At 62.3% G+C, this 24,837-nt stretch carries 25 protein-coding genes; 12 read left to right on the top strand and 13 right to left on the bottom strand.

Features of this window, described 5'->3' with window-relative positions; genetic code table 11:
- Positions 1 to 4: 4 nt before the first annotated feature.
- The 3 genes from ribB to CAG02_RS01435 are packed head-to-tail and all read right to left on the bottom strand — an operon-like array spanning position 5 to position 2,866.
- Positions 5 to 1,117, bottom strand: coding sequence for a 3,4-dihydroxy-2-butanone-4-phosphate synthase (ribB, locus tag CAG02_RS01445; RefSeq protein WP_085709919.1), 1,113 nt, complete (start codon positions 1,115 to 1,117; stop codon positions 5 to 7).
- Positions 1,114 to 2,040: an alpha/beta hydrolase gene (locus tag CAG02_RS01440; RefSeq protein WP_085709920.1), complete on the bottom strand. Its 927-nt coding sequence runs from the start codon at positions 2,038 to 2,040 to the stop codon at positions 1,114 to 1,116. Before CAG02_RS01440 ends, ribB begins: the two co-directional genes overlap by 4 nt.
- Positions 2,027 to 2,866, bottom strand: a complete 840-nt coding sequence (locus CAG02_RS01435) for an SDR family NAD(P)-dependent oxidoreductase (protein WP_085709921.1) — start codon at positions 2,864 to 2,866, stop codon at positions 2,027 to 2,029. The genes CAG02_RS01440 and CAG02_RS01435 overlap by 14 nt, the downstream gene beginning before the upstream one ends.
- 144 nt (positions 2,867 to 3,010) lie before the next feature.
- Here CAG02_RS01435 and CAG02_RS01430 point away from each other — a divergent pair, with 144 nt between their 5' ends.
- The 3 genes from CAG02_RS01430 (at position 3,011) to CAG02_RS29745 (ending at position 5,614) form a co-directional block, all read left to right on the top strand.
- Positions 3,011 to 4,054 (top strand): Rieske 2Fe-2S domain-containing protein, encoded by a 1,044-nt coding sequence (locus CAG02_RS01430; RefSeq protein WP_085709922.1) that lies wholly within the window; start codon positions 3,011 to 3,013, stop codon positions 4,052 to 4,054.
- 132 nt (positions 4,055 to 4,186) lie between these two features.
- Positions 4,187 to 5,317 (top strand): helix-turn-helix transcriptional regulator, encoded by a 1,131-nt coding sequence (locus CAG02_RS01425; RefSeq protein WP_085709923.1) that lies wholly within the window; start codon positions 4,187 to 4,189, stop codon positions 5,315 to 5,317.
- Between the two features lie 129 nt (positions 5,318 to 5,446).
- Entirely contained in the window at positions 5,447 to 5,614 is a 168-nt protein-coding gene (locus CAG02_RS29745; RefSeq protein WP_167748764.1) for a hypothetical protein, read from the top strand.
- Between the two features lie 66 nt (positions 5,615 to 5,680).
- On the opposite strand, the gene dmpG is transcribed toward CAG02_RS29745, so the two are convergent.
- The 4 genes from dmpG to CAG02_RS01405 are packed head-to-tail and all read right to left on the bottom strand — an operon-like array spanning position 5,681 to position 9,286.
- Positions 5,681 to 6,715 (bottom strand): 4-hydroxy-2-oxovalerate aldolase, encoded by a 1,035-nt coding sequence (gene dmpG, locus CAG02_RS01420; protein WP_085709924.1) that lies wholly within the window; start codon positions 6,713 to 6,715, stop codon positions 5,681 to 5,683.
- 13 nt (positions 6,716 to 6,728) lie between these two features.
- The gene (locus tag CAG02_RS01415) at positions 6,729 to 7,637 is read right to left on the bottom strand and encodes an acetaldehyde dehydrogenase (acetylating) (RefSeq protein ID WP_085709925.1); all 909 of its coding nucleotides are present in this window, start codon (positions 7,635 to 7,637) and stop codon (positions 6,729 to 6,731) included.
- An 18-nt stretch (positions 7,638 to 7,655) separates the two neighbouring features.
- The gene (locus CAG02_RS01410; RefSeq protein ID WP_085709926.1) at positions 7,656 to 8,447 is read right to left on the bottom strand and encodes a fumarylacetoacetate hydrolase family protein; all 792 of its coding nucleotides are present in this window, start codon (positions 8,445 to 8,447) and stop codon (positions 7,656 to 7,658) included.
- Entirely contained in the window at positions 8,444 to 9,286 is an 843-nt protein-coding gene (locus CAG02_RS01405; RefSeq protein ID WP_085709927.1) for an alpha/beta fold hydrolase, read from the bottom strand. The genes CAG02_RS01410 and CAG02_RS01405 overlap by 4 nt, the downstream gene beginning before the upstream one ends.
- A gap of 162 nt (positions 9,287 to 9,448) precedes the next feature.
- Here CAG02_RS01405 and CAG02_RS01400 point away from each other — a divergent pair, with 162 nt between their 5' ends.
- Positions 9,449 to 10,222, top strand: a complete 774-nt coding sequence (locus tag CAG02_RS01400) for an SDR family oxidoreductase (RefSeq protein ID WP_085709928.1) — start codon at positions 9,449 to 9,451, stop codon at positions 10,220 to 10,222.
- 23 nt (positions 10,223 to 10,245) lie between these two features.
- Positions 10,246 to 10,701, top strand: coding sequence for an SRPBCC family protein (locus tag CAG02_RS01395; protein WP_085709929.1), 456 nt, complete (start codon positions 10,246 to 10,248; stop codon positions 10,699 to 10,701).
- A gap of 42 nt (positions 10,702 to 10,743) precedes the next feature.
- Here CAG02_RS01395 and CAG02_RS01390 read toward each other — a convergent pair whose 3' ends face one another.
- Genes CAG02_RS01390 through CAG02_RS01365 form a run of 6 tightly spaced genes read right to left on the bottom strand, consistent with a single transcriptional unit; the run spans position 10,744 to position 15,976 of the window.
- Positions 10,744 to 11,127, bottom strand: coding sequence for a steroid Delta-isomerase (locus tag CAG02_RS01390; protein ID WP_085709930.1), 384 nt, complete (start codon positions 11,125 to 11,127; stop codon positions 10,744 to 10,746).
- Positions 11,128 to 12,330: an acetyl-CoA C-acyltransferase gene (locus CAG02_RS01385; protein WP_085709931.1), complete on the bottom strand. Its 1,203-nt coding sequence runs from the start codon at positions 12,328 to 12,330 to the stop codon at positions 11,128 to 11,130.
- On the bottom strand, positions 12,327 to 12,815 hold the full coding sequence (locus CAG02_RS01380; RefSeq protein WP_085709932.1) for a MaoC family dehydratase: 489 nt from the start codon (positions 12,813 to 12,815) through the stop codon (positions 12,327 to 12,329). The genes CAG02_RS01385 and CAG02_RS01380 overlap by 4 nt, the downstream gene beginning before the upstream one ends.
- Before the next feature lies 1 nt (position 12,816).
- Positions 12,817 to 13,599 carry an SDR family oxidoreductase gene (locus CAG02_RS01375; protein WP_085709933.1) on the bottom strand — a complete coding sequence of 261 codons (783 nt, stop codon included), beginning with the start codon at positions 13,597 to 13,599 and terminating at the stop codon, positions 12,817 to 12,819.
- Positions 13,600 to 13,613: 14 nt separating this feature from the next.
- The gene (locus tag CAG02_RS01370; protein ID WP_085709934.1) at positions 13,614 to 14,807 is read right to left on the bottom strand and encodes an acyl-CoA dehydrogenase family protein; all 1,194 of its coding nucleotides are present in this window, start codon (positions 14,805 to 14,807) and stop codon (positions 13,614 to 13,616) included.
- Positions 14,804 to 15,976: an acyl-CoA dehydrogenase family protein gene (locus tag CAG02_RS01365; protein WP_085709935.1), complete on the bottom strand. Its 1,173-nt coding sequence runs from the start codon at positions 15,974 to 15,976 to the stop codon at positions 14,804 to 14,806. Before CAG02_RS01365 ends, CAG02_RS01370 begins: the two co-directional genes overlap by 4 nt.
- A gap of 636 nt (positions 15,977 to 16,612) precedes the next feature.
- Between CAG02_RS01365 and CAG02_RS01360 the strand changes: the two genes are divergently transcribed.
- The 7 genes from CAG02_RS01360 to CAG02_RS01330 are packed head-to-tail and all read left to right on the top strand — an operon-like array spanning position 16,613 to position 24,829.
- Positions 16,613 to 18,487 carry a 3-dehydroquinate synthase gene (locus CAG02_RS01360; RefSeq protein WP_085709936.1) on the top strand — a complete coding sequence of 625 codons (1,875 nt, stop codon included), beginning with the start codon at positions 16,613 to 16,615 and terminating at the stop codon, positions 18,485 to 18,487.
- Positions 18,484 to 19,374: a UbiA family prenyltransferase gene (locus tag CAG02_RS01355; RefSeq protein WP_085709937.1), complete on the top strand. Its 891-nt coding sequence runs from the start codon at positions 18,484 to 18,486 to the stop codon at positions 19,372 to 19,374. The genes CAG02_RS01360 and CAG02_RS01355 overlap by 4 nt, the downstream gene beginning before the upstream one ends.
- Complete coding sequence (locus CAG02_RS01350; RefSeq protein WP_085709938.1) at positions 19,371 to 20,126, top strand: EboA domain-containing protein; 756 nt, start codon at positions 19,371 to 19,373, stop codon at positions 20,124 to 20,126. The genes CAG02_RS01355 and CAG02_RS01350 overlap by 4 nt, the downstream gene beginning before the upstream one ends.
- 36 nt (positions 20,127 to 20,162) lie before the next feature.
- Complete coding sequence (locus tag CAG02_RS01345; RefSeq protein WP_085709939.1) at positions 20,163 to 21,047, top strand: TatD family hydrolase; 885 nt, start codon at positions 20,163 to 20,165, stop codon at positions 21,045 to 21,047.
- Complete coding sequence (gene eboE / locus CAG02_RS01340) at positions 21,044 to 22,276, top strand: metabolite traffic protein EboE (protein WP_085709940.1); 1,233 nt, start codon at positions 21,044 to 21,046, stop codon at positions 22,274 to 22,276. The genes CAG02_RS01345 and eboE overlap by 4 nt, the downstream gene beginning before the upstream one ends.
- Positions 22,266 to 23,711: an alkaline phosphatase family protein gene (locus CAG02_RS01335; protein ID WP_085709941.1), complete on the top strand. Its 1,446-nt coding sequence runs from the start codon at positions 22,266 to 22,268 to the stop codon at positions 23,709 to 23,711. The genes eboE and CAG02_RS01335 overlap by 11 nt, the downstream gene beginning before the upstream one ends.
- Positions 23,690 to 24,829, top strand: a complete 1,140-nt coding sequence (locus tag CAG02_RS01330) for a hypothetical protein (protein ID WP_085709942.1) — start codon at positions 23,690 to 23,692, stop codon at positions 24,827 to 24,829. Before CAG02_RS01335 ends, CAG02_RS01330 begins: the two co-directional genes overlap by 22 nt.
- Positions 24,830 to 24,837: the final 8 nt, after the last annotated feature.

Below are 24,837 nucleotides of genomic sequence, written 5' to 3'. Positions count from 1 at the left end.
AGTTTCAGACAACGGGTTGAAACGGCACGAACTCGGTGACTTCGAGATCAAACCCCGACACCGCTTTGTAAGGCACCGGCGAACTCATCAAACGCATCTTGCGCACATTCTGATCCCGCAGGATCTGCGCGCCGATGCCCAATGTACGGTGCGGAAAATGCGGCGGGCGGGATTTGCCGCCGCTGCGCTGACGCAATTGCTCGAGCACACCGTCAGCGGTTTCCTTCTGCGCCAACAACACCAGCACGCCGTTGCCGGCCGCCGCGATACTCGCCAGCGAACGTTCAAGGGTCCATTGCTGCGGCCCGCTCTCGCTTTCGCAGCCCAGGGCGTCGCGCAGGGTTTCGATGCTTTGCACCCGCACCAGTACCGGTTGAGTGCTTTCGATCCGGCCCTTGACCAGCGCCAGATGCAGCGCGCCTTGATAAGTGTCCTGATACGCCGTCACCTGGAATTCGCCGTGGCGAGTGAGCAAGGGATAAGCCTCTCCACGCTCGATGGTGCCTTCGTGAAGGATGCGGTAGTGAATCAGCTCGGCAATGCTGCCGATGCGCAGGCCATGGCGGCGGGCGAATTCGTGCAACTGCTCGCCACGGGCCAGTTCACCGTCATCGTCGAGAATCCCCACCAGCGTCGCCGCCGGTTGCAGGCCTGCGAGGCGGGTCAGGTCACACGCCGCCTCGACATGCCCGGCCCGCTGCATCACGCCACCGGGCAAGGCCTGCACCGGAAAGATATGCCCCGGTTGCACCAGATCCGCCGGGCCGCTGGCCGGGTCCACCGCCACCTGGATCGAGCGCGCCCGGTCGGCGGCGCTGATCCCCGTGGATACGCCGGTAGCGGCCTCGATCGAGCGGGTAAACCCCACGCCATGCTGCGCCCGCGAATGGGGCACCATCAGGTCCAGCCCCAGCTCGCGGCAGCGCTGCTCGGTCAGTGCCAGGCAGATCAAACCGCGCGCCTGCACCGCCATGAACGTCACTGCTTCGGCCCCGGCCCGTTCGGCGGCCATCAGCAGTGAACCTTCGGCATTGTTCTCGTCATCGGTGATGACCACCATCTGCCCCGCCGCGATGGCTTCGAGCAGTTGCGGCACGCTGTCGAACGCCAGACTCATTGCAGCGCCTCGCGCAGGTCGGCAGCAGCTTCGGACAACACCTGGGCGGCGCCTTCGACAAACGGCGCCATGCTGATGAAGCCGTGAATCATCCCTTCACAGCGCTGCACCCGCACCGGTACTTCGGCTTGACGCAGACGCTCGGCGAACGCCTCGCCTTCGTCACGCAGAGGATCGAATTCGGCGGTGATCAGGGTCGTTGGCGGCAAATGCGCCACGCTCCCGGCGCGCAATGGCGAGGCCAGCGGGTCCTCGCCCTGCCCGTCTTCCTGCAAATACTGCTGCCAGAACCAGTGCATCATGGCGCCGGTGAGGAAGAAACCATCGGCAAAATCCCGATAGGAATGGCTGTCGCAACCGGCGTCGGTGACCGGATAAAACAGGCATTGATAGCGGATCTTCGGCCCCTGCCGTTGCACCGCCAACTGACTGACTGCCAGTGCCAGATTGCCCCCGGCGCTGTCCCCCGCCACCGCTAGCCGGCTGCCATCGACGCCCAGTTGCGCCGCGTGCTCCACCAGCCAGCAGGTCGCCCGGTAACAGTCCAGCGGTGCTGCCGGGAACGGGTGCTCCGGCGCCAGGCGATAAGCCACCGACACCACCAAGGCGTCGGTCAGGTGAGCCAGCGAGCGGCACAGGTTGTCGTGGGTGTCGAGGTTGCCGACGACAAAACCACCGCCATGGAAATACACCAGTAACGGCAGATTGCTTTCTTCCGACGGCCGATACAGACGCGCATCCAGTTCGCCAATCGCCCCCTCGACCCGCAAGTTGCGTACCTCGGCCATTGGCACGCCGGGAATCGCCGGCTGCATGTTGTCGCAGAACTGCCGGTAGTGCGCCGCATCGAGCTGGCTGTAATCGGGTGCCGGCAGGTCGCTGAATTGCTGGAGAATCAGCGCGATCTGTTTATCGAGCGGCATGGGCATCTTCCTCTACATCGGACATGTTGAATTGTGGGTTGGACTCTTCGAGGATGCTCTGCACCCGTTGCTGCAGCGCCACTTTGAAGCCTTTATGGGGAAAGACCCAGAAGCGCTTTTCGGCGATGGCGGCGAACACCTGCTCTGCCAGTTCCGCAGGCGTCATGCCCTGGCGGATGCTGCTGTCGAGCATTTGGCTGAAGGACGAACCGGCGCCGTCGACCACTTGATTGGAAGCCATGATTTCACTGGCCACCGGCCCCGGGCACACCACCGAAACCGAGATGGGTGCACCGAGCATGCTCAGTTCGTAATGCAGGGTTTCCGACAGTGCGACCACAGCCTGCTTGGTCACGTTGTAAGGCGCCATCAACGGGCTGCTGAGCAGACCGGCCAGCGACGCGGTGTTGATCACATGGGCCGCGCGCCCCTGACGCAGGAACAACGGCACAAAACAGCGAATGCCGTTGATGACCCCGCAGAGATTGACGTCGAGCATCCGTTGCCATTGCTGCGCAGTGATTTCCCAGCTGTAGCCGGTCTGCATCACGCCGGCGTTGTTGAACAACAGATCGACCCCGCCAAACCGGTCGAGGGCAACATCGCGCAAGTGCTCCACCTGTTCCAGATCGCCGACGTTGGTGACGCAGGCAACCACCTGCGTTCCGCCGCTTCGCAGTTCTTCGCTAAGTGCTTCCAGCCGCAACCCATCGAGATCGGCCAACACCAAACGCATGCCCAACCTGGCCGCATGTTCGGCCAGCCCCCGGCCGATGCCGCTGGCGGCACCGGTGATGACCGCGACCGGCCCTGACTGCTGATTCATTGCCTGCTCCCGACAAAAAGTCCAATGGCGTCAGTAGAGCGGGCGCCGCTCGGCCGGCCATCGTCCATTCAGACGATGCCCGCTTCTACAGGGGCGGCAGAATCTCCAGCAAGCTCAAACCCGTGAACCTGGGAGAATAACAAGATGAGTACCCTGCACCGTATCGAAGCCAAACTGCTGGAAGACCGCTACGCACGTGGCTGGCACTGCCTGGGCCTGGCCGCCCCCTACCGCGACGGCAAGGCCCACCGCCTGGACGTGTTCGGCACCCGGCTGGTGGCGTTTCAGGGCGAGGACGGCGAGTTGCACATCCTCGACGGTTATTGCCCGCACATGGGCGCCGACCTCAGCACCGGTTGCGTCGAAGGCAATTCGATTCGCTGCCCTTTCCATGCCTGGCGCTGGGGCGCCGATGGCGTGTGCGATGACATTCCTTACGCCAAGCGCATTCCGCCTCGGGCCAAGCTCAAGAGCTGGCCGCTGATGGAAGAAAACCATCTGCTGTTCGTGTGGAACGACCCTGAAGGCAACCCGCCGCTGCCCGAGCAACGCATCCCGCGCATCGACGCCTGCTTCAGCAACGAATGGGCCGAGTGGGAAGTCGCCGAATTGCAGATCGACACCAACTGCCGCGAACTGATCGACAACGTCGCCGACATGGCGCACTTCGGCACGGTGCACGGCGCCCCGGTCGAGGCCTTCAGCAACGTGTTCGAAGGCCACCTTGCAACCCAGATCATGAGCGCCCGCAGCGAGCGGCTGTCCGGCGACAGCGCGTTGAGCACCGTGGCCACCTATTACGGGCCGGCCTACCAGATCACCGAAATGACCGGTGCCATGAACGGCCAGCCGATCCATTCGATCCTGCTCAACTGCCACGTGCCGATCGACCTCGACAGCTTCACCCTGCGTTACGGCGTGCTGGTGAAGAAAATCCAGGGCTTGAGCGAAGAACAGAATCAGGCGATGGCCAAGGCCTATGTGCAACAGGCCCAGGCAGCCTTTTACGAAGACGTGTCGATCTGGCACAGCAAGACCCGCGTCGACAACCCGCTGCTGTGCGATGGCGACGGCCCGGTCTATCAATTGCGCCGCTGGTACGAGCAGTTCTACACCGACGTCGCGCTGCTTTCGGCGGAGGTGAAGGAGCACAAAGAGTTCATCGTGCGGGCCCGCGAACCCGCCTGATGACAGGGTTTTCGCGATCCTGCGCCTGACCGGCCGCCGCCGGTCAGGCCTCGTGCCCGGGCGTTGCAAGTGGTCGATACAGGCGCTTATTCTCGGGCACCGCAAACCACTAATAATAAGAACGGGTTCCCCATGCAGCAGAGCCTCAGCCTCGACACGTTCAGCGATCTCATCGGCAACCTGTATCAGGGGCCGCTGGAAACCATTCCCTGGGCGACCTTTCTCAACCAGCTCAACGTTCATCTTGAAAGCAAATACGTGACCTTCATCCTGCGGCCGCCCAGCACCCACGTGGACGGACTGATGGTCAACACCACCGGCACCTCGACCGAAGCGGTCGCTTCGTACAACACGCACTTCTTCACCCTCGACCCCTTCGTCGGCCTGCCCAACCGTCAGGTGGTGACCCTCGCCGAATTCGTCTCCAGCGATGACTGGCAGAAATCCGAGTTCTACAAGAACTTCCTCGAAGCGGTGGACGTGTTCCATATCCTCGGCGCCGACATCAACACCTGCGACGGCGCCCAGTGCCGGATCCGCATCAGCCGCGGCCGGGACGACAAGCCTTTCGGCGATGAAGAGAAAACCCTGCTCGCGCATTTCATTCCGCACCTCGAACGCTCGATCAAGGTTCACATGCAGCTCAACCGCATCGAGGTCGAACGCAACCTCTACGCCGGTGCGGTGAATCAGATGGCAGTCGGCACGATCATCCTCGACGAAGCCGGCAAAGTGCTGCAGACCAACCAGGTCGCTGACCGGCTGATCCAGGAAAAGGACGGCATCAAACTGGTCAACGATGGCCTGCAGGTCGGTACGGACCGCGACACGCAAGAGTTTCGCCGCTTGGTGAAGCAGTCGCTGCTCTCGCAGAGAAGCAGCAACCCGTCGATGGTTGAAGCGCTGCGCGTACAGCGGCCGTCCGGGCGCGCCGATCTGGGCATCATCGTGCGTTCGGTGCCGCTGTCGGAGTGGAGCGAAGGCAAACAGTGCCCGACGGTGGTGATCTTCATCAGCGACCCGGAGCAACAGTCCACCGCGCCCCAGGAAATCGTCCGCGCCCTGTTCGACTTCACCCCGGCCGAAACCCAGCTCGCCATGTTGCTGGCCAACGGGTTGACCCTCGATGAAGCCTCGGAAGAACTGGGCATCAGCCGCAACACCGCGCGCGCCCACCTGCGTTCGACCTTCTCCAAGACCGGCGTGACTCGCCAGACCATGCTCGTGCGCCTGATCCTGCGCAGCGTGGCGACCCTCGGCTGACACGCCTCCCACGCCATCGCCCGCCCGGGCGATGGCTTCTGTTCACAACTAGTCCATTCAGACGAAGCCGAAGATCTCCCGCCGCCTTACCTTGCCTCTACAACAATAAAAATCCGTATGAGGCCCGCCATGCGAAATTCCACCTGCGCCCTGCTGCTGATCGTCTGCGTCGGCAGTTCCGTCAGCCTGTGTCAGTTGTTCAGAAACGAAGCCTATCGACCGAGCGCCGCGCTTCTGGGTTGTTCGGGCACGGCGGTGAACTGCTACCCGCCTCTGGTACGCAATCTGCTCCCGTAAACCAGCTCCCAATAAAAAAGCACCGGCCTGCAAGCAGCACCGGTGCTTTTTGTTGTCTGTCGAGGATCAGGTCGGCAGGAAGCCCCGCGCCCGGGACAGGGTCAGCGCCAGGTCCTCGATCATGTCTTCCTGACCGCCAACGGTGCCGCGCCGTCCCAACTCCACCAGCAGTTCGCGGGCGGCCACCAGGTACTTTTTCTCGGCCCGTTTGGCAAACAGCAGGAACGAGCTGTAGACCCCGGCGTATCCCAGCGTCAGGGCATCGCGGTCGAGACGGATCGGCTGATCCATCATCGGCACGATCAGGTCTTCGGCCACGTCCATGATCCCGTACAGATTGACGCCGCTTTCAACACCCATCCGCTCCAGCACCGCAACGAACACTTCCAGCGGCGTGTTACCCGCGCCCGCGCCCAGCCCCGCCGCCGAGCCGTCGATACGCGCGGCGCCCGCTTCGATGGCGGCCAGGGAGTTGGCAATCGACATGCCCAGGTTGTGGTGGCCGTGAAAGCCTACTTCGGTCGACGCGTTCAGGCCGGCGCGCAGTACGCCGATTTTCTCACTGACCTCGTCCGGAAGCATGTAGCCCGCCGAATCGGTGCAGTAAATGCAATTGGCGCCATAACTCTCCATCAACCGCGCCTGTTCCAGCAGTTTTTCCGCGCTGACCATGTGGGCCATCATCAGGAAGCCGACGGTGTCGAGGCCCATTTTTGCCGACATGCCGATGTGCTGGCCGGAAACGTCAGCCTCGGTGCAGTGGGTGGCGACGCGGATGGTCGACACACCGTGCTCATGGGCCATGCGCAGGTGATCAAGGGTGCCGATACCGGGCAACAACAACGCCGAGACCTTCGCCTGGCGCAGCCGTGGAATCACCGCCGAGAAGTATTCCTCGTCGCTGTGGGCCGGCATCCCGTAGTTCAGCGACGCACCGCCGAGGCCGTCGCCATGGGTGATTTCGATCAGCGGCACGCCGGCCGCATCGAGGCCGGTGGCCACGGCGATCATCTGGTCCAGGCTGATCTGATGCTGTTTGGCGTGCATGCCGTCGCGCAGGCTCATGTCGTGAAGACGAACGCGTTTACCTTGCAGATTCATGGTCATTCTCCACTTAACGGGCGGGCAGTTGCAGGGCGCCCTTGTGGGCTTCTTCGGCGAACATTTCGGCGGTGCGCAGGCCGGCGGCGGTCATGATGTCGAGGTTGCCGGCGGACTTGGGCAGGAAATCCCCGAGGCCTTCCACCTCGATGAAAATCGAGACCTTGCGGCCATCGAACACCGGGCCGTTGATCAGCTTGTAACCCGGCACATAACGCTGCACTTCCTCGACCATCTGCAGCACCGAGGCGCGAATCCGCTGCTGATCCGGCTCGTCGTCCGTCAGGCAATGGATGGTGTCGCGCATCATCAGCGGCGGCTCGGCCGGGTTGATGACGATGATCGCCTTGCCGCGACGGGCGCCGCCGATCTTCTCCACCGCGCCGGCTGTGGTGCGGGTGAACTCGTCGATGTTCTGCCGGGTGCCCGGGCCGACCGAGCCGGACGAAACCGTGGCGACAATCTCGCCGTAACTCACCGATTGCACCCGCGACACCGCCGCCACCATCGGAATGGTTGCCTGCCCACCGCAGGTGACCATGTTCACGTTCATCGCCAGCGACGCCGCGTGTTCCTTGAGGTTGACCGGCGGCACGCAGAACGGGCCGATGGCCGCCGGCGTCAGGTCGATCATGATCACCCCCAGCTCGTTGAGCTTGCGGCTGTTCTGCTCGTGGACGTAGGCCGAGGTCGCATCGAAAGCGATGCGAATGTCATCGTCGAGCACATGGGGCAGCAATCCGTCGACACCTTCGGCGGTGGTTTTCACCCCCAGTTCGCGGGCGCGTTTGAGGCCCTCGGATTCGGGGTCGACGCCGACCATCCACACCGGCTCGATCCATTCCGATCGACACATTTTCATCAGCAGGTCAGTGCCAATGTTTCCCGGGCCGATAATGGCCGCTCTGAGTTTCTTGTTCATCCGGTTAAACCCCACGGGTCAGGCGCAGAAAGACACCCGGGCAGCGCCCAGGCCATCGATGGTCAGAGAAAAACGGTCGCCCGCACGGGCAGGCTCAAGCGGTACAAGGGAGCCTGAGAGAATCAGCTCTCCAGCCTTGAACGGAATACCGAAGGCACCCAGGGTGTTGGCCAGCCAGGCGACCGCCGTCAACGGGTTGCCCTGCACGGCCGAGCCCAGTCCTTCGCTCAGCGGTTCGTCGTTCTTGAATACGCGCATGTGCAGATTCGGCAGGTCCAGCGCTCGCGGATCGGCTTGTACGTCACCCAGCACGAACACACCGCAAGAGGCGTTGTCGGCGACGGTGTCCTGAATGCGGATGCGCCAGTCGTGGATCCGCGAGTCGACGATTTCGAAGCACGGCGTCACGTACTCGGTTGCCGCCAGCACGTCGGCCTCGGTCACACCGGGGCCGATCAGGTCGTGCCTGAGCCGGAACGCGATCTCGCCTTCGGCACGGGGCTGGATCAGCCGGTTGGCCGACAGGGAGATGTTCGCGTCATTGCCGAACGACATCTGCCGGGTGATGAAACCAAAATCCGGCTGATGCACGTTGAGCATTCGCTGGACCGCCGCCGAGGTCACGCCGATCTTCTTGCCGACGATTTGGTCACCGGCCGCGACCCGGCGTTCGATGCAATAGAGGGAAACGTGGTAGGCGTCTTCGATGCTGATCGACGGCCAGCGCTCGGTCAGCGGGGCCACGGTGTTGCCCGCAAGCAGCGCCTGATACAACTCTTCGCCGAACTGGCGACGCAATTGCGCGCTCATCGCTGGCCTTCCTGAAAGAAGAACAGACACTCGCGATTGAACAGCTCGCGGTACTCGACCATCACCCAATGCCCGCATTCGCTGAGCAGCACAAACCGGATGTTCTGGCAGAGCTGCATCATCGTTTGCGCACCCGACACCGGGCAGAACTTGTCGTCCATGCCCCAGAACCCGAGGATCGGGCACTGCAATTCCTTCAGGCGCTCGGTCATGTTCGGCACTTGCATGGTCGACAGCACGCAGACCGGTTGCTCGCGTACCACCGCGACCCGTTCGTTGACGGTCTCGGCGCTGATCAACGACTCGTCGAACAATTGCAGGGTCAGCAAGCGGCGCATGCCGTCGGCGTCGTGCAGCTCACCTCGGGCAAACGCGGCGCCCATTTTCTGGATGCCTTCCATCTGCAGGTAATACTGCTCCTTGTCCATCAACCCGCCCGGCGCCATCAGCACCAGTCGGCTGACCCGCTGCGGCTGGTCCAGGGCCAGTTTGATGGCGATGGCGCCGCCCAGGGAATTACCCACCAGGATGCAGCGCTGGATATCCAGGGCATCGAGCAGTCCGCTCAGGGCGGTGACGAAAAAGTCCAGGGTGTAGAGGGTGTCCGGTTTGTCGGACGCGCCATAACCCGGCAGGTCCGGCACGATCACGCGATAACCGGCGGTGACGAACAGCGGGTAGTTCTGCTTGAAATTGCTGTGGCCGCTGGCACCGGGCCCGCTGCCGTGAATGAACACCACCGTCTCGGCGCTGCCGGTGCCCTCCCCGCCGATATCCAGATAATGCAGCCGCAACCCCTGCGGCAGCGTAACGAAGTGCCCTTGCGCCATTGCGCTCATAAGGTGTGCTCCCGGCTATTGTTGTGGCCGGATTATTTCCGCTGGTCAGCCCCCCAACATCGTCCGACAGGACTAGCCGTCCTAGTCTTTTCGGACGTTGGCCACCGGGCCCCGCGCCCCTAGCATCGAGGGCACTGATCTTTGACTGAACGAGGCTTTTGCATGCTGGATGCGCTGGATTTTCGCGGCAAAGTGGTGCTGGTCACCGGGGGCGGCAAAGGGGCTGGCCGGGGCATCACTCAGCGGTTTCTCGACGGCGGTGCCGAGGTGGTGATCTGCGGGCGTGAGGCGCCGGAGTCATTGCCTTTTGGCGCAGGACGCGAGGCAGTGTTCCTGCCGTGCGATCTGCGCGATGTCGAGCAGTCCGGGCAGTTGATCGACACCATCGTCGAGCGCTTTGGCCGGCTCGACGTGCTGGTCAACAATGCCGGCGGCTCGCCGAATGCCGACGCCGCCAGCGCCTCGCCGCGTTTCAGCGAAGCGATCATTCGCCTGAACCTGTTGGCCCCGCTGAATCTCTGTCAGCAGGCCAATCGGGTGATGCAGGCGCAGGCCGACGGCGGTGCAATCATCAATATCTGTAGCGTCAGCGCGGTTCGTCCGTCCCCGGGCACGGCAGCTTATGGTGCGGCCAAGGCCGGACTGTTGAATCTGACCCGCTCGCTGGCCGTGGAATGGGCACCGAAAGTGCGGGTCAACGCGGTTACGGCCGGGTTGATCCTCACCGAACAAGCCGCCCTGCATTACGGCGATCAGGCCGGCGTTGCCCGTGTTGCCGCAACCATTCCGCTGCAACGCCTGGCGGCACCGGAAGACATCGGCGACACCTGCCTGTACCTCGCCTCCCCTCTGGCACGTTATGTCAGCGGCGCGGACATCGCCGTGCATGGTGGTGGCGAACGCCCGGCGTTTCTCGACGCTGCCCAGTCCCATTGAACCTGATCAAAAGGAAATCCAGCATGCCGGCAACTGCCTGCCACAGCGTTCTGCTCGAACTGTCTCCGCCCGCCGCCTGGGCCAAGCTGCGGGATCTGCGCCTGGCGCCCCATTATGTGCCCGGGCTCACCGGTTGCCAGCTGCACCCCGGGCCCATCGAAGGGCTTGGCGCCAGTCGCCGGGTGTTTCGCAAGGGCGGTCAATGGCTGGATGAAAGCGTGGTGCAATGGCAGGACGGCGTCGGCTTTGTCCTGGTGCTGCACAAGGCCAGCGCCGGCGCGCCCTTCCCGTTTCGCGAAGCCAGTTTCAGTTATGCCTTGCAGCGCGAAGGTGAATTCAGCCGCATGACCACCCAGATGCACTACAGCCTGCGCGGTGGCAGGCTGATGGAAAAACTGCTGGGCAAGGCGTTCAACAAGGTCGTGCGGCAGATTGCCGAGAATCTCAAGGTCTATTACGAAAACGGTATCTCGCAATGAATCAGGTTGCAGGCTGCGATATCGCGCAGCCTGCAACCGGAATCAGGACTGCGGTCCGATGTTGGCTTCGCTCCAATAGGCCTTCATCGAGCGGATCTTGCCGGCGTCATCGAACTCCATCACGTCGATCACATGCAGCGAGCATGGTTGCCCCGCCCACTGCATATCGACCCGAAACGGCATCGCCCCACACCCGTTCAACGTCGCACGCACCGGGCCGGTCAACGTGGCCGACACCTGACTCGCGCCCAGGCCCTGGCGGTAGAAACGCTCGATGTCCGCGAGGCCCTGAATGGGCGGCTGGCCAACCGGGTCTTCAACCGTCGCCTCTTCGCTGTAAAGCGCAAGAATCCCGTCGATATCGCCCGCATCCACCAACTCCACATAACGGGCCATGGTGGTTTGAATCTGCTGCGCACTGATCATTCAGACCACCTCGAACAGTGCCGCAGCGCCCATGCCGCCGCCGATGCACATGCTCACCACGACGTAGCGCAAGCCACGGCGCTGGCCTTCGATCAAGGCGTGGCCGACCATCCGTGCACCGGACATGCCGAACGGATGCCCCAGCGCAATCGCCCCGCCGTTGACGTTCAGTCGCTCCTGGGGAATGCCCAGCGTGTCACGGCAATACAGCACCTGACAGGCAAACGCTTCGTTCAGCTCCCACAGGCCGATGTGGTCCATGGTCAGGCCTTGGCGCTTGAGCAGTTTCGGAATCGCGTAGATCGGGCCGATGCCCATCTCGTCGGAGTTGCAGCCCGCGACGGCCATCCCGCGATAAATCCCCAAAGGCTCCAGCCCGCGTTTCTCGGCCAGTTTGGCGCTCATCAACACCGAGGCCGACGCGCCGTCGGACAGCTGCGAAGCATTGCCGGCAGTGATGAAACGGCCCTTCTCGGTCCATTCGCCGCCGGCCCAGACCGGCTCCAGTGCCGCGAGATTCTCGCGGGTGGTGTCGACGCGGTTGCACTCGTCGCGTTGCAGGCTGAGGGTTTCGAAGCGGGTTTCGCCGGTGGCCTTGTCGAAGATCGCCTTGCGGCTGGTCATCGGCGCCAGTTCCCGGTCGAACAGCCCGGCACTCTGGGCCAGGGCGGTACGCACCTGGCTGTGGTAGCTGTATTCGTCCTGCTCCTCGCGGCTGATGCCGTAGCGGGCGGCGACGATCTCGGCGGTTTCGATCATCGGAATGTATGCGTGCGGATCGCGCTCGAGCACTACCCCGGACTGGTTGCGATAGAGGTTCTTGTGCTTGTTCTGCACCAGCGAAATCGACTCCAGGCCACCGGCCACGGCGATGTCGATTTCGTCGCACATGATGCTTTTGGCAGCCATGGCGATGCTCATCAACCCCGACGAGCATTGGCGTTCGACGGCCATACCCGACACGGAGAATGGCAAGCCTGCGGCAATCGCGCACTGGCGACCGAGGTTGTAGGACTGCGTACCCTGCTGTGCCGCCGCGCCGATGATCACGTCGTCCACTTCGCCGGGCTCGATGCCGGCCCGGCGCACGGCTTCGCGCACCACGTGGCCACCGAGCAGCGGCGCTTCGGTGTCGTTGAAGGCACCGCGAAAGGCTTTGCCGATCGGGGTACGGGCGGTCGAAACAATGACGGCTTCTTTCATGCGGGACTCCTCGAAGGTGCTGCTGGATCTTGTGGGTAGTAGCGGCTGATGGTGTCGACCACGCAGCCAGGGCGTTCTTCGCCTTCGATCTCGACACTGACGCGGATCGTCGCCTGGACACCGCCCTTGACCTCGTCGACGGCCATCAACTGCGCACGGCCGCGCACACGGGAACCGACCGGCACCACCGTGGGGAAACGCACGCGCTCGCAGCCATAGTTGACGCCCATGGCAATGCCGCGAACCTCGACGATCTGCGGCAGAAACAGGTTGACCAGCGACAGACTCAGATAGCCGTGGGCGATGCATCCGCCAAAGGGACCACTGGCGGCCTTGAGCGGATCGACGTGAATCCACTGATGATCGCCAGTGGCTTCGGCAAACAGATTGATGCGGTCTTGCGCCAGCAACAGCCAGTCGCTGACGCCCAGCTCTTCACCCACCGCGTCGCGCAGGGAGAAAGGCGTGTCGAAAATACGCGGCATGTCACGCCCTCTGGCTGGAAACCGACAACACTTCGCCGGTCATGTAGGAGCTGTAGTCGCTGGCCAGGAACATCATCACATTGGCCACTTCCCAGACCTCGGCGGCGCGGCCGAAGGCTTCGTTGGCCGCCAGTTGCTCGAGCACGGCCTGGGGCGCGGATTTGCGCAGGAAATCGTGCAGCGCAATGCTCGGGCTCACCGCGTTGATGCGGATTCCGTAATCGGCAGCTTCGACGGCTGCACAACGGGTCAATGCCATGACCCCGGCCTTGGCCGCCGCGTAGTGCGCCTGCTCTTTTTGCGCCCGCCAGCCGAGCACGGATGCGTTATTGACGATCACCCCGGCGCGGCGCTCCATCATCTTCGGCAGCATGGCCCGGGTCATGCGCATGGTGCCGGTCAGCGTCACATCGAGGACTCGGCTCCACTGCTCGTCGGTCATGTCCACCAGCAACGCCGAGCCGCCAAGGCCAGCGTTATTGATCAGCACATCGACGCCTTCGAGGTCGCGCTCGGCGCAGGCAATCAGCTGTTGCACCTGGGCTTCGTCGGCGACGTTGCAGACTTGCCCGAAAACCTGTTGCAGACCGCTGGCTTCGCGGATCTTCAGCACCGCTTCGGCCAGCCGGCCTTCATGGATATCGCTGATCATCAAGGCACGACAGCCTTCTTCGGCAGCCCGCAGCGCGGCGGAAAAACCGATACCGGCGCCGGCGGCTGCCGTGATCAGCACCGACTTGCCACGCAACAGGCCGTGACCGGCGACATAGTGAGGAACAGACATGGAAAACTCCTTGATCACACAGGAAGGCGTGGCTCTTTGGGCATGCCCAAAGCGCGCTCGGCGATGATGTTGCGCTGGATCTCGTTGCTGCCGCCGTAGAGGGTGTCGGCGCGGCTGAACAGGTAAAGCGATTGCAGGCGCGTGAGTTGATACGGCGCGGCCTCGAGCAGTTCAGCATCGGCGCCAAGCACATCCATCGCCAGCTTGCCGAGATTGGCGTGCCAGGTGGACCAGAACAGCTTGTAGATGGTCGCTTCCTTGCGCAGCGAACCGTCCTGGGCCCCCGACAGCATGCGCAGCGAGTTGTAGCGCATGATCCGCAGACCGCTCCAGGCCTGGGCCAGACGCTGACGCAGGGCCGGATCGCGCGCGGCACCATTGGCCCGGGCGATGCCGATGATCTCGTTCAGTTCATTGTGAAACTGCATCTGCTGACCGAGGGTCGACACCCCGCGCTCGAAACCAAGCAGCGCCATGGCGATCTTCCAGCCCTCACCCGGCTGGCCGACGATGTTGGCGGCATCGGTACGGGCGTCGTCGAAGAACACTTCGTTGAATTCCGACGTACCGGTCAGTTGCTCGATGGGTCGCACGGTGATGTCGGCCTGCGCCATCGGCACCAGCAGGAACGACAGACCGCGATGGCCGACACTGCCGGGCTCGGTGCGGGCCAGCACAAAACACCAGTCCGATTCATGGGCCAGCGAGGTCCAGACCTTCTGCCCGTTGATGACCCAAGTGCCGTTGTCCTGATCGAGCACGGCCCGGGTCTTGACGTTGGCCAGGTCTGACCCTGCGCCCGGTTCCGAATAACCCTGGCACCAGAATGCCGTGCCGTTGACGATGCCCGGCAAAAACCTTTGTTGCTGTTCGACGCTGCCGAAAGCGGCGATGGTCGGGCCGGCCAGGCCTTCGCCGATATGGCCCATGCGTCCGGGACCGCCGGCGCGGGCGTATTCTTCGTGAAAAATCACTTGCTGACTGATCGACAGTCCTCGGCCACCGTGTTCCGGAGCCCAGCCCACGCAGGTCCAGCCGCCTTCCGCGAGTTTGCGCTCCCAGGCTTTGCGCTCCTCGGGGAACATGTGCTCGTCACCCGGGCCGCCGCGAAAACGCAGGGCTTCGAATTCACCGCTGAGGTTGATGCGCAACCAGTCAGCCACTTCCTGACGGAAGCGTTCATCGTGTTCGCTGAAACTGATTTTCATGGCTGCTCCCCCAGAATCGCCTCGGCGATACGCTCCAGATGCCAGGCCGGCAGACCGAGAAAACTCTCGCTGGCGCGGGCGCGTTTGAAATACAGGTGCACGTCGTATTCCCAGGTGAAGCCGACCCCGCCGTGCAACTGGATGGCTTCCGAGGCGCAATGAAAGAAGGTTTCAGAACACTGGGCCTTGGCCAGCGCGGAGGCTGTCGGCAACTCGGCGGCCACCTGCGGATCGCCTTCGGGATCGAGCACTTCCTGGGCAACGCAGGCCGCGTAATAACTGGCTGAACGGGCGCATTCCACTTGCAGCATCATGTCGGCGGCGCGGTGTTTGAGGGCCTGGAAACTGGCGATCGGCCGGCCGAATTGCTGGCGTTCCTGCATGTAGGCGACGCTCAGATCCAGTACCTGTTGCGCGCCTCCGGTCTGCTCGCAGGCCAGGGCGATGCAGGCCAGTTGCAGCACGCGTTCCAGGTGCGGCCAGCCTGCGCCGAACTCGCCGAGCAGGCATTGCCCGTCGAGGTATACGCCGTTGAGCCGGATGCGTGCCTGACGACGGGTCTGGTCCATCGTCGGCAGCATCTGCCGCTCGATTCCGGGGTGATCGGCATCCACGGCGAACAGACTGATGCCTGCCTCGCCAACGGATCCGGGCAGTCGCGCAGCGATGATCAGCAGCTCAGCGCCATGTCCGTCGAGCACATGATTGAGCGTGCCATTGAGCACAAAACCATCGCCTTCCTTCACCGCCGTGGCCTGAACGTCTTCGGCGGCGCGGCCATTGGCGCTGCTGAATGCCAACGCGGCGGTGACGCTGCCGTCGGCAATCAACGGCAGCCAGCGCTGCTTTTGTTGATCGTCAGCGGCCAGCAACAGCGCCGGTGTGGCCATGCAGGCTGTGGCGAAGAAGGGAGAACACAGCAATCGCCGGCCCATCTGTTCCAGCAGGATTCCCAGTTCGACAAATCCGAGCCCCAGCCCGCCATAGGCTTCGGGAATATGTATCGCCGGCCAGTACATTTCGCTGCACAGGCGCTGCCACAACGCCTCGTCGAAACCCCGTTCACTGACCATCGCCGCGCGCACGGCGGCAGAATCCGAGACATCCGCCAGAAAACCTTCGGCCGATGCGCGGATCATTTCCTGTTCGTCGCTGAATGCAAACTCCATCGCGGCGCCTTCTACTCGTCTGGCGGAGCACCCGTGAATTGGTGCCCCTTTGAGCAGCGAGTCTGGTCCGGGCAGTGCACGGCAGAATCGTCAGGCTTGCCTAGTCCGAATGGAGGTTGTCGAAAGTTTTGAACGAAACGGCTTTCATCCGGATATTTCTTTCAAGGTTAACTTGCAAGTTCAAAGGTCAACTAACCGAGTAATTCACTCAACTATCAAGAACACTTATAGCCAGCCGCAATAACTCAAATAACAAAAAATAATGCCACTTGGCCACCATCTAAGTAGCTTGCTAATAAACTCAGTTGAAATTGTTTCTCATCTTGCGCTTTAAACAGTAATTAAATCACTTCAACAAAAGCGCTCACCTTGTTGAATAAGCTGAAAATACCTACAGACAAGTCCCGACACCTTGCGACACTCTCTCTCCCACTAAATACCCTCTGAAAAACGCCATCATCCAATCGACTTGCAAAACCACGACAACCGTCTAGGTTCATGAATATCTTCGCAAGCGCTATCAATCGAATAATAAAAACAGCCCTCCCGGCGGGAGCGTTCATTCTTCTGAAACAAACAAGACGCTGCTTTAGTTGCTGAACGGAACTCAGTCATCACAATCAAGAGGGATGCTTGATGAAGCACAGCCGTTGGTATCGTGCGCTCTCGAAAAATGCGTCGGCCGGACATTTCTGGCTGTCACTGTTTTGCTTTGCAGTACTGGTGATTGCCAGCTTCCTGTTGTTCGAACAGCAGATCCAGGACTTCCTCAATCATCTCGATTTGTACCTGCCGAGTTCTCCCACCCAGCAACTCAACCTGGCGCTTTTGCTGATCGCCTTGTTGGCGCTGGACGTTGTGTTGCCCGTACCTTCCAGCGTGGTCGCGCTGCTGGCCGTGGCCATGTTGGGCAGCGTCGGCGGTTATCTGGTGATCTTCATTGGCCTGTGCCTGGGTGCCGGATTGGGTTACGCATTGGGTGCCGGTTATTTCCGGATGCTGTCCAGTCGTCTCGGCCTGCATCAGCGCAAGCCCGGGCAAATGGCCTATCGACTGAGCACGCTGTCGTTGATCTGCCTGCGCGGCGTGCCCGTGCTCGCTGAAACCTCGGTGGTGGCCGCCGGCATGCAGCGTTATCCGCTGCGCTCATTCCTGCTGGTGACCACCCTAGCCAACGCCGGGTTGGCACTGGCCTACAGCGCCATCGGCACATTCCTCGTCGAGGAGAACGCGTTGCTGGTGACGATTCTCGCCAGCATGGTGCTGCCGGGGCTGTTCATCGCCGGCTACAGCCTGTTCAAGGCCTTGCGCAAACACGGCGCCGGGCAAGCACTGCACGGGCGTTTCGAGGTCAGTTACGACTATCCGGTGGTGTTCACCGATCACCTCTTCGACGCTTCCAACCCCTGCCTGCATCAACAACTTACCGCCCGGCAAAACGGCCGGGTGACGGTGATGGTGTTCGCCGATGAGCAACTGCTGAGAAGCGCGCCGCACCTGCTGGATCAGATCGATGGCTACTTTGCCGCCCATGCAGCGGACCTGCATTTGCAGGCGCCGCCGATTGCGGTGCCGGCCGGTGAACTGAGCAAGGATTCTCAGGTGTTGGAGCAACTCTACGCCGACATGCTGAAACACGGCCTGGACCGGCATTGTTATGTGCTGGCCCTTGGTGGCGGTGCGGTACTGGATTCCGTGGGCTACGCCTGCGCCACCTTCCATCGCGGCATACGCCTGATCCGCGTGCCGAGTACCGTACTGGCGCAGAACGATGCCGGCATTGGCGTGAAAAACGGCATCAATGCCTTCGGCCAGAAAAACCTGCTCGGTGCCTTCTACCCCGCCACCGCCGTGATCAATGACTTCCAGTTGCTGACCAGCCTGACCCGCCGTGACCAGATCGCCGGGCTGGCCGAAGCGGTGAAAGTTGCGCTGATCAAAGACCGGGCATTTTTCGAATGGATGGAGCAACAGGCCGACGCCCTCGCCCGCTTCGATCATCCGGCCAGTCGTTACGCGATCCGCCGCTGTGCCGAACTGCACCTGGCGCACATCACCGGCGCCGGTGATCCTTTCGAACGCGGCAATGGGCGGCCGCTGGACTACGGGCACTGGGCCGCGCACAAACTGGAAAACCTCAGTCACCACCGCTTGCGCCATGGCGAAGCCGTTGCGGTGGGCATGGCCCTCGACGGGCTCTACGCCAATGCCCTCGGGCTGTTGAGCGATGTCGACTGTGAACGGGTGATGAGTCTGTTGACCCGACTCGGTTTCAACCTGTGCCCGCCGGAACTGACCCTCAAAGATGCGCAAGGTCGCTCACCGGTGTTGCTCGGGCTGGAAGAGTTCCGCCAGCACTTGGGCGGACAACTCTCGATCCCGATGCTCAGCGGTATCGGCCAGTCGGTGGACCTGCATGAAATCGACGATGCGCGGATGGAGCAGGCGCTGCAGAAACTGTCCGCCCGCAGCGTCCCGGTGCTCGACTTGAGCGAGGGCTTCGCGAAATGAGCCAGACCCCGCAAAGCCTCAAGACCTGGCTGACCCTGGGCCGGGTTTCCAACCTGCCCACGGTGTGGACCAACACCCTGGCCGCCGCGCTGCTGGCCAGCAGCGCCGGTGCCCTGGCGCCGCCCTCGTGGCTGGTGTGGATTCTGCTGCTGTTCACCCTGTCGCTGCTGTATCTGGCCGGCATGTTGCTGAACGATCTGCTGGATGCCGACTGGGACCAGCAACACCACAATCCTCGGCCCATCACGCTGGGGCTGGTCAGCCGCCAGCAAGTGCGCCTCGCCACCGTGTTGTTACTGACATTGGCGGCAGCCTCGGTGCTGGGCCTGAGCCAGTTGATCGACCAGCCGCATTGGCTGCTGGCCAGTGTCACCCTGCTGGTGGGCTGCATCATTGGCTACAACGTGCTGCACAAAAAATACGCCCACAGCGTCTGGTTGATGGGCGCCTGTCGCTCGGCGCTGTACCTCACGGCGGCCGCCAGTCTGGCGGTGCCGCCGGAGCCGATCTGGCTCTGCGCGATTTTGCTGGGTATCTACATCAGCGGGCTGACCTATCTGGCGCGTAATGAGCACAACAACCAGTTTCTCAGTCGCTTGCCTCTGCTCTTGATGCTGAGCCCGCTCGCGTTGGCGATCTACGCCGACAGCCTGTGGTTCTGGCCGGTACTGCTGCTCTGGCTTGGCTGGTTGGGCTGGCATTACCGCCAGCACCTTGCCAACCCGCAGCAACGCAAGGTCCGCGCCTTTATCGGGGCCGGCCTCGCGGCGCTGCCACTGTTCGATGCGTTGGTGATGGCTGTGGCCAATCAACCATTGGGCAGCCTGCTGTGTGTTCTGGTGTTTTTCCTGCTCCCACACTTTCAACGCTGGATCAAACCGACATGAACATGGACGTCACCGCGCCGCCGACGGCGGCCCTCGGCATGCGCCGCGATTGCCTTGCCGAACACCATCAGGCCCTGAGCCGGCAACTCGATGACAGCGAATTGCACTGGTGGCGTCAGGCACAGGAACAACTGGCCCGGCAGCCGGACGCCAATACCGCATCGCTCCTGAGCGGCCAGTGCAAGCGTCATTTGCGTGACCGGGCGCTGCCCGACAGCCACTGGAATCTGATCCAGCTGGCACGTGCGTTATTGCTGGCACAGGTCCTTGAACAGTCCTCCGAGGGCGGACAATTGTCCTTGCTGCGCCAGCTTTTTCTATGGGGTGACGATCAGGAAAAGATCGCCGTCCTCAAAGCCTTCGACTGGCTCGACAGCCATGGGCACTGCGTGGAGCTGGCGTTGCAGGCCGGGCGCACCAGCAACAGCCAGGTGTTTGCCGCCCTCGCCCTCGATACGCCCTACCCGTCGCGTCATTACCCGGAACGGGCCTTCCACCAACTGGTGCTGAAAGCACTGGGCATGGGGCTCGATGTGCGACGCCTGACCGGCCTGAGCCAGCGACACAGCCTCACCCTCAATCAACTGGCCCTCGACCTGCTGGAAGAGCAACTCGCGGCTGACCGGGCGGTGTCCGTCGGCTTGCCCCTGGCGATTGCCTTCGACCGGCTCAGCCCGACGCAGCGTCAGCGACTGGTCGAGCTGGATCAACAGCATCGCCTGCCACCGGAATGGCGCGCCCACCTGAACTGATACCCAACGTCTCCTTTCCCTTGACGAGGATTCACCATGCCCAAGTATTTCGATCCGCACATTCACATGGTCAGCCGTACCACCGACGACTACCAGAACATGGCCGCCGCCGGCATCACCGGGGTGATCGAACCGGCCTTCTGGCAGGGTCAGGCCCGCACCAGTGTCGGCAGCTTCATCGATTACTTCGACACCCTGCTGGGCTGGGAGCGCTTTCGCGCCAGCATGTTCGGCATCCATCACTTCTGCACCATCGGCCTCAACCCCAAGGAGGCCAATGACTTGTCGGTGGCCAACGAAGTGCTGGAGATTCTGCCGCGCTATCTGGTGAAGGATGGCGTGGTGGCGGTCGGTGAAATCGGCTACGACGACATTACGCCCGAGGAAGATCGTTTTCTCGCCGCACAGCTGGAACTGGCCAGACAATTCAACCTGCCGGTGCTGGTGCACACCCCGCACCGCGACAAGATCGGCGGCACCAAGCGCACGCTGGCGGTGATTCGCGAGGTGGGGATCAATGAAAATCTGGTGATCATCGATCACCTCAACGAACTGACGTTGCCGCTGGTACTGGACAGCGACTGCTGGCGCGGTCACTCGATCTATCCCAACACCAAAATGTCGGAACAGCGCATGGTCGCCCTGCTCCAGGAGTACGGCACCGAGAAAATGGTGGTCAACAGCGCCGCCGACTGGGGCATAAGCGACCCGCTCAAGGTGCCGAAAACCGGTCAGGCGATGTTGGCGGCGGGCTTCAGCGAGGCTCAGGTCGAACAGGTGCTGTTCCACAACCCGGTGGATTTTTTCGCCCAGAGCGGTCAACTGGACAAAACCCTGATCAGCACGCCGCTGCCCATCGATCAGCGCCGGCAATGGCAGGACAACTCTGCCCTGCGCGGGCAGGAGCCGGTGATCAAATGAGTGCCGGCATGGGTTGGGCTGCCGCGCAGGTCGGGTATTGCAGCAACGTGCACCCGACCCATGACCTGGCCAGGCTGAAGGCCTCCATCGAACAGCACTTTCAGGGCGTGCGCGCACAACGCGGGCTGAAACAACAGGACAGTGGGCTTTGGATCAGCGCCCTCGCCGCCACCGGGTTACAGCAGAAAACCGCGCGGGCGGAGTTCCTCGAACTGCTGCAACGCAGTGGATTGCGACTGACCTCGCTCAACGGTTTCCCTTACGGACAGTTTCATGAGGGCGCGGTGAAAGCCGCCGTGTACCTGCCCAGTTGGGCCGAGCCGAAGCGACTGGCGTACAGCCTCGAACTGGCGCAGATCCTCGCGCAGGCGTTGCCGGCGGATTGTCATCAAGGGGTGATTTCCACCGTGCCGCTGGGATACGCCGCCACCTGGAGCCCGACCCTGCAACAGCGTGCCGAGTTTCAATTGCGCGAACTCACGACGTCATTGGCCAGGCTGCATCGGGAGACCGGCAAGAAAATCGTGTTCTGTCTGGAGATGGAACCGGACTGCGTGCTGGAAAACACCGATCAGGCCATCGCCTTCTTCCGCCGCTGGCAAACCACCGATCCGCACCATGAGTATCTGGCGCTATGTTTTGACGTCTGCCACCAGGCCGTGATGTTCGAAGACTGTTATCGCTCGCTGGTCAGGCTGCGTCAGGCGCGGGTGCCGATCGGCAAGATCCAGCTGTCCAATGCTCTGGTCTGTCGCCTGCCCTCTGCGGACGACAGCCGTCGTGAACGGGTCCTCAAGACCTTGAGCGACTTTTGCGAAACCACCTACCTGCATCAGGTGAAGGCGCTGGACGCGCAGGACCGCTTGGTGGCCTGGGCCGATCTGCCCGCCGCCCTCGACGATTGCGTGAAGCACCCGGATCACTTTTCCGAGTTGCGTATTCATTTCCATATCCCGCTGTTCAGCGAACAGCTGGTGTTGCCCGAGCTGAGCGGCAGTCAGATCGCTCTGGCGCAGACCTTCGACTATCTCGCCGACCATCGGGAGTTTCGCCCTGTGCTGGAGGTGGAAACCTACAGCTGGGGCGTCCTTCCCGCCCAGTTGCGCCCGACCACCGAACACGCCCAACTGCAGGGCATCGCGGCGGAATTGAAATGGGTCGAGGAGCAGTTGCGCCAACGGCAACTGTTGCAGCCACAAGCGCAGGAGACGTACGCCGATGCCCTCTGAACAACCACGTCAACCGCTGCTGCTGATCAACGTGGTCGGGCTGACGCCGTCGCTACTGGGTGACGCGACCCCGAACATCAATGCCCTGCTCAAAACCGCCAGAATGGCCAGCCTGCAACCGGTGTTCCCGGCCGTCACCTCGTCGGTGCAGGCTTCGATTCTCACCGGACGGCCGCCGTCCGAGCACGGCATCGTCGGCAACGGCTGGTACTTTCGCGATCAGGCCGAAGTGCGTTTCTGGCTGCAGCCCAACGCGTTGATCCAGGGGGAAAAGGTCTGGGAGACACTCAAGCGCGAGATCCCGGGGTTTCGCTGCAGCCAGTTGTTCTGGTGGTACAACATGTACGCCGACGTAGACGCCGCCATCACCCCGCGTCCTCATTACCCCGCCGATGGCCGCAAATTGTTCGGCCTGTATTCGTCGCCCGCTTCGTTGCACGAAACCATCGAACGTCAGATTGGCGAGTTTCCCTTTCCGGGATTCTGGGGTCCGGCGGCGGGCATTGCGTCGAGCCGCTGGATCGTCGATTGCGCCATCGCTGAATTCCAGCTCAATCGGCCCGACCTGCAATTGATCTACCTGCCGCACCTCGACTACAGCCTGCAGCGGGTTGGGCCCGATCACCCGTCGATTGCCGATGAGGTGCGGGCTATCGACCATGAGGTCGGGCGTCTGCTGGCGTTCGCCGAGGCGCAAGGCGCGGCGGTGATGTTGCTGTCGGAATACGGGATCGAAGCGGTCAGCCAATCGGTGTCCATCAACCGCGTGCTGCGCTCGGAAGGTTTGCTGGAAGTACGCCAGTCGCTGACCTGGGAACTGCTCGACCCCGGCGCCAGTGCAGCCTTTGCCGTGGCCGATCACCAGATCGCCCATGTCTACGTGAAAAACGCCCGGGACATTCCTCGTGTCAAAGCGCTGTTGCAGCGCCAACCCGGCATCGAGCAGGTGCTGGACAAGGCCGAGCAACGGGCCTTTGCGCTGGATCATCCGCGCAGCGGAGAACTGGTGGCCGTGGCCGCAGCGGGTTACTGGTTCGATTACTACTACTGGTTCGACGATCGCAAGGCCCCCGACTTTGCCCGCACCGTGGACATCCACCGCAAGCCGGGTTACGACCCGCTGGAGCTGTTCATCGACCCGGCCATTCGTTTCCCGAAACTGCGAGTCGCGCGGCGACTGCTGCAGAAAAAACTCGGTTTTCGCTACTACATGGACCTGATTCCACTGGACACAGGACTGGTCCGTGGCAGTCACGGTCGCCTGCCCGAACGCGAGGAAACCGGCCCGCTGCTCATCACCAATTGCGATCTGCCGCTGCCGCAAACCCTGGCGGCCACGGCAGTGAAACAACTGCTCCTTCAGCATTTTCTGGGGCACCTCTACCACCACTCGGCCAATGCCAAGGAGCTTCCATGCGGCGAGCCATTTCTTTAACCGTTCTCAGTGCACTGGCCGGTTTGGCTCAGGCACAGGACACCAACAGTTTCGATTGCAATCAATTCCTCAAGTTTGGAACCGACATTGCCCAGACCCGGGCGGCGTTCCAGCAAAGCCCCGAAACCATGGCCTGGAACTGGTTTGTCTGTCTCAACCAGTTCAGCCCCACCCAGGCCAGCAACCGGGTGTGGGAAACCATGAAGCCTTCGGATCAGGTCTACCTGCCCGATGGCGCTGCACCCGGCGCCTACGCCAGTCCCGTGCCGCCTCCGACCGAGGTGCTGACACAGGCCCGAACGCTGGGAATGGACCTGAACCGGACCTTCCACAACCTCAATGCCACGCAACAGGTCGACGGTCTGGCGCTGCACATGGGCGGCGCCGTGCCTGCTTCTCAGAAAGGCAACCCGGTGCGTTTTCAACTGCTGATGGGTCAGGACACCTTCGATTACATCGTGCAGCGCAAGGTCTACAACATGAATGGTCAGGCCGCGCTGCCGGGCAACCTGGACTTCCCGGCCACGGCGTGGGAGTTGAAGGCCGCGTGGCTGTGGATCGGCTCGGACACCACCTACCGGCAAACCCTGGCCAACGACGGTTACTACATTGGCCAGGCTTATTACGAACAGGACGGCACTTACCAGGTCGGCTATGCGGCGTTGAGCGGGCTGCATGTGGTCAACAAGCTGGACGCCAACTGGGTCTGGACCACCTTCGAAAACGTCAACAACAGCAAATACACGGTGACCAACGCCCCCACGCCGACGCCGATGACCAACACCACCGGGCCGACCCCGGCCGCCAAACCGGTGAACGTCAGCTTCCAGGCGAGCAACCCGACGCTGTCGAAGTACGAACTGATCGGGGTCGAGTTCCAGCCCGTCACTCAGGTGCTGGCCAACTCGCAGCTGGAGTCGGCGTTCCAGAACACCTCGTCGTGTCTGGCCTGCCACGGCACAGCGGCCTACTCGAACGACAAGGGCTACTACAACTTCGCCATGAAACAGGATGGCGGCATCGTCTACCCGACCACTCCGCTGCCGGCCTCCGACTTCGAAGGCTACAAAAAACTGGACTTTGTCTGGTCGCTGAAGCGCGCCCAGTGGCAACGCTAAGGAGCACG

Origin of the sequence: Pseudomonas sp. R43(2017) (assembly GCF_002112345.1) — a bacterium.
Taxonomy (GTDB): Bacteria; Pseudomonadota; Gammaproteobacteria; order Pseudomonadales; family Pseudomonadaceae; genus Aquipseudomonas; species Aquipseudomonas kribbensis.
Note: the sequence above shows the minus strand (reverse complement) of the source record. Positions and strands in the feature narration are given on the sequence as shown.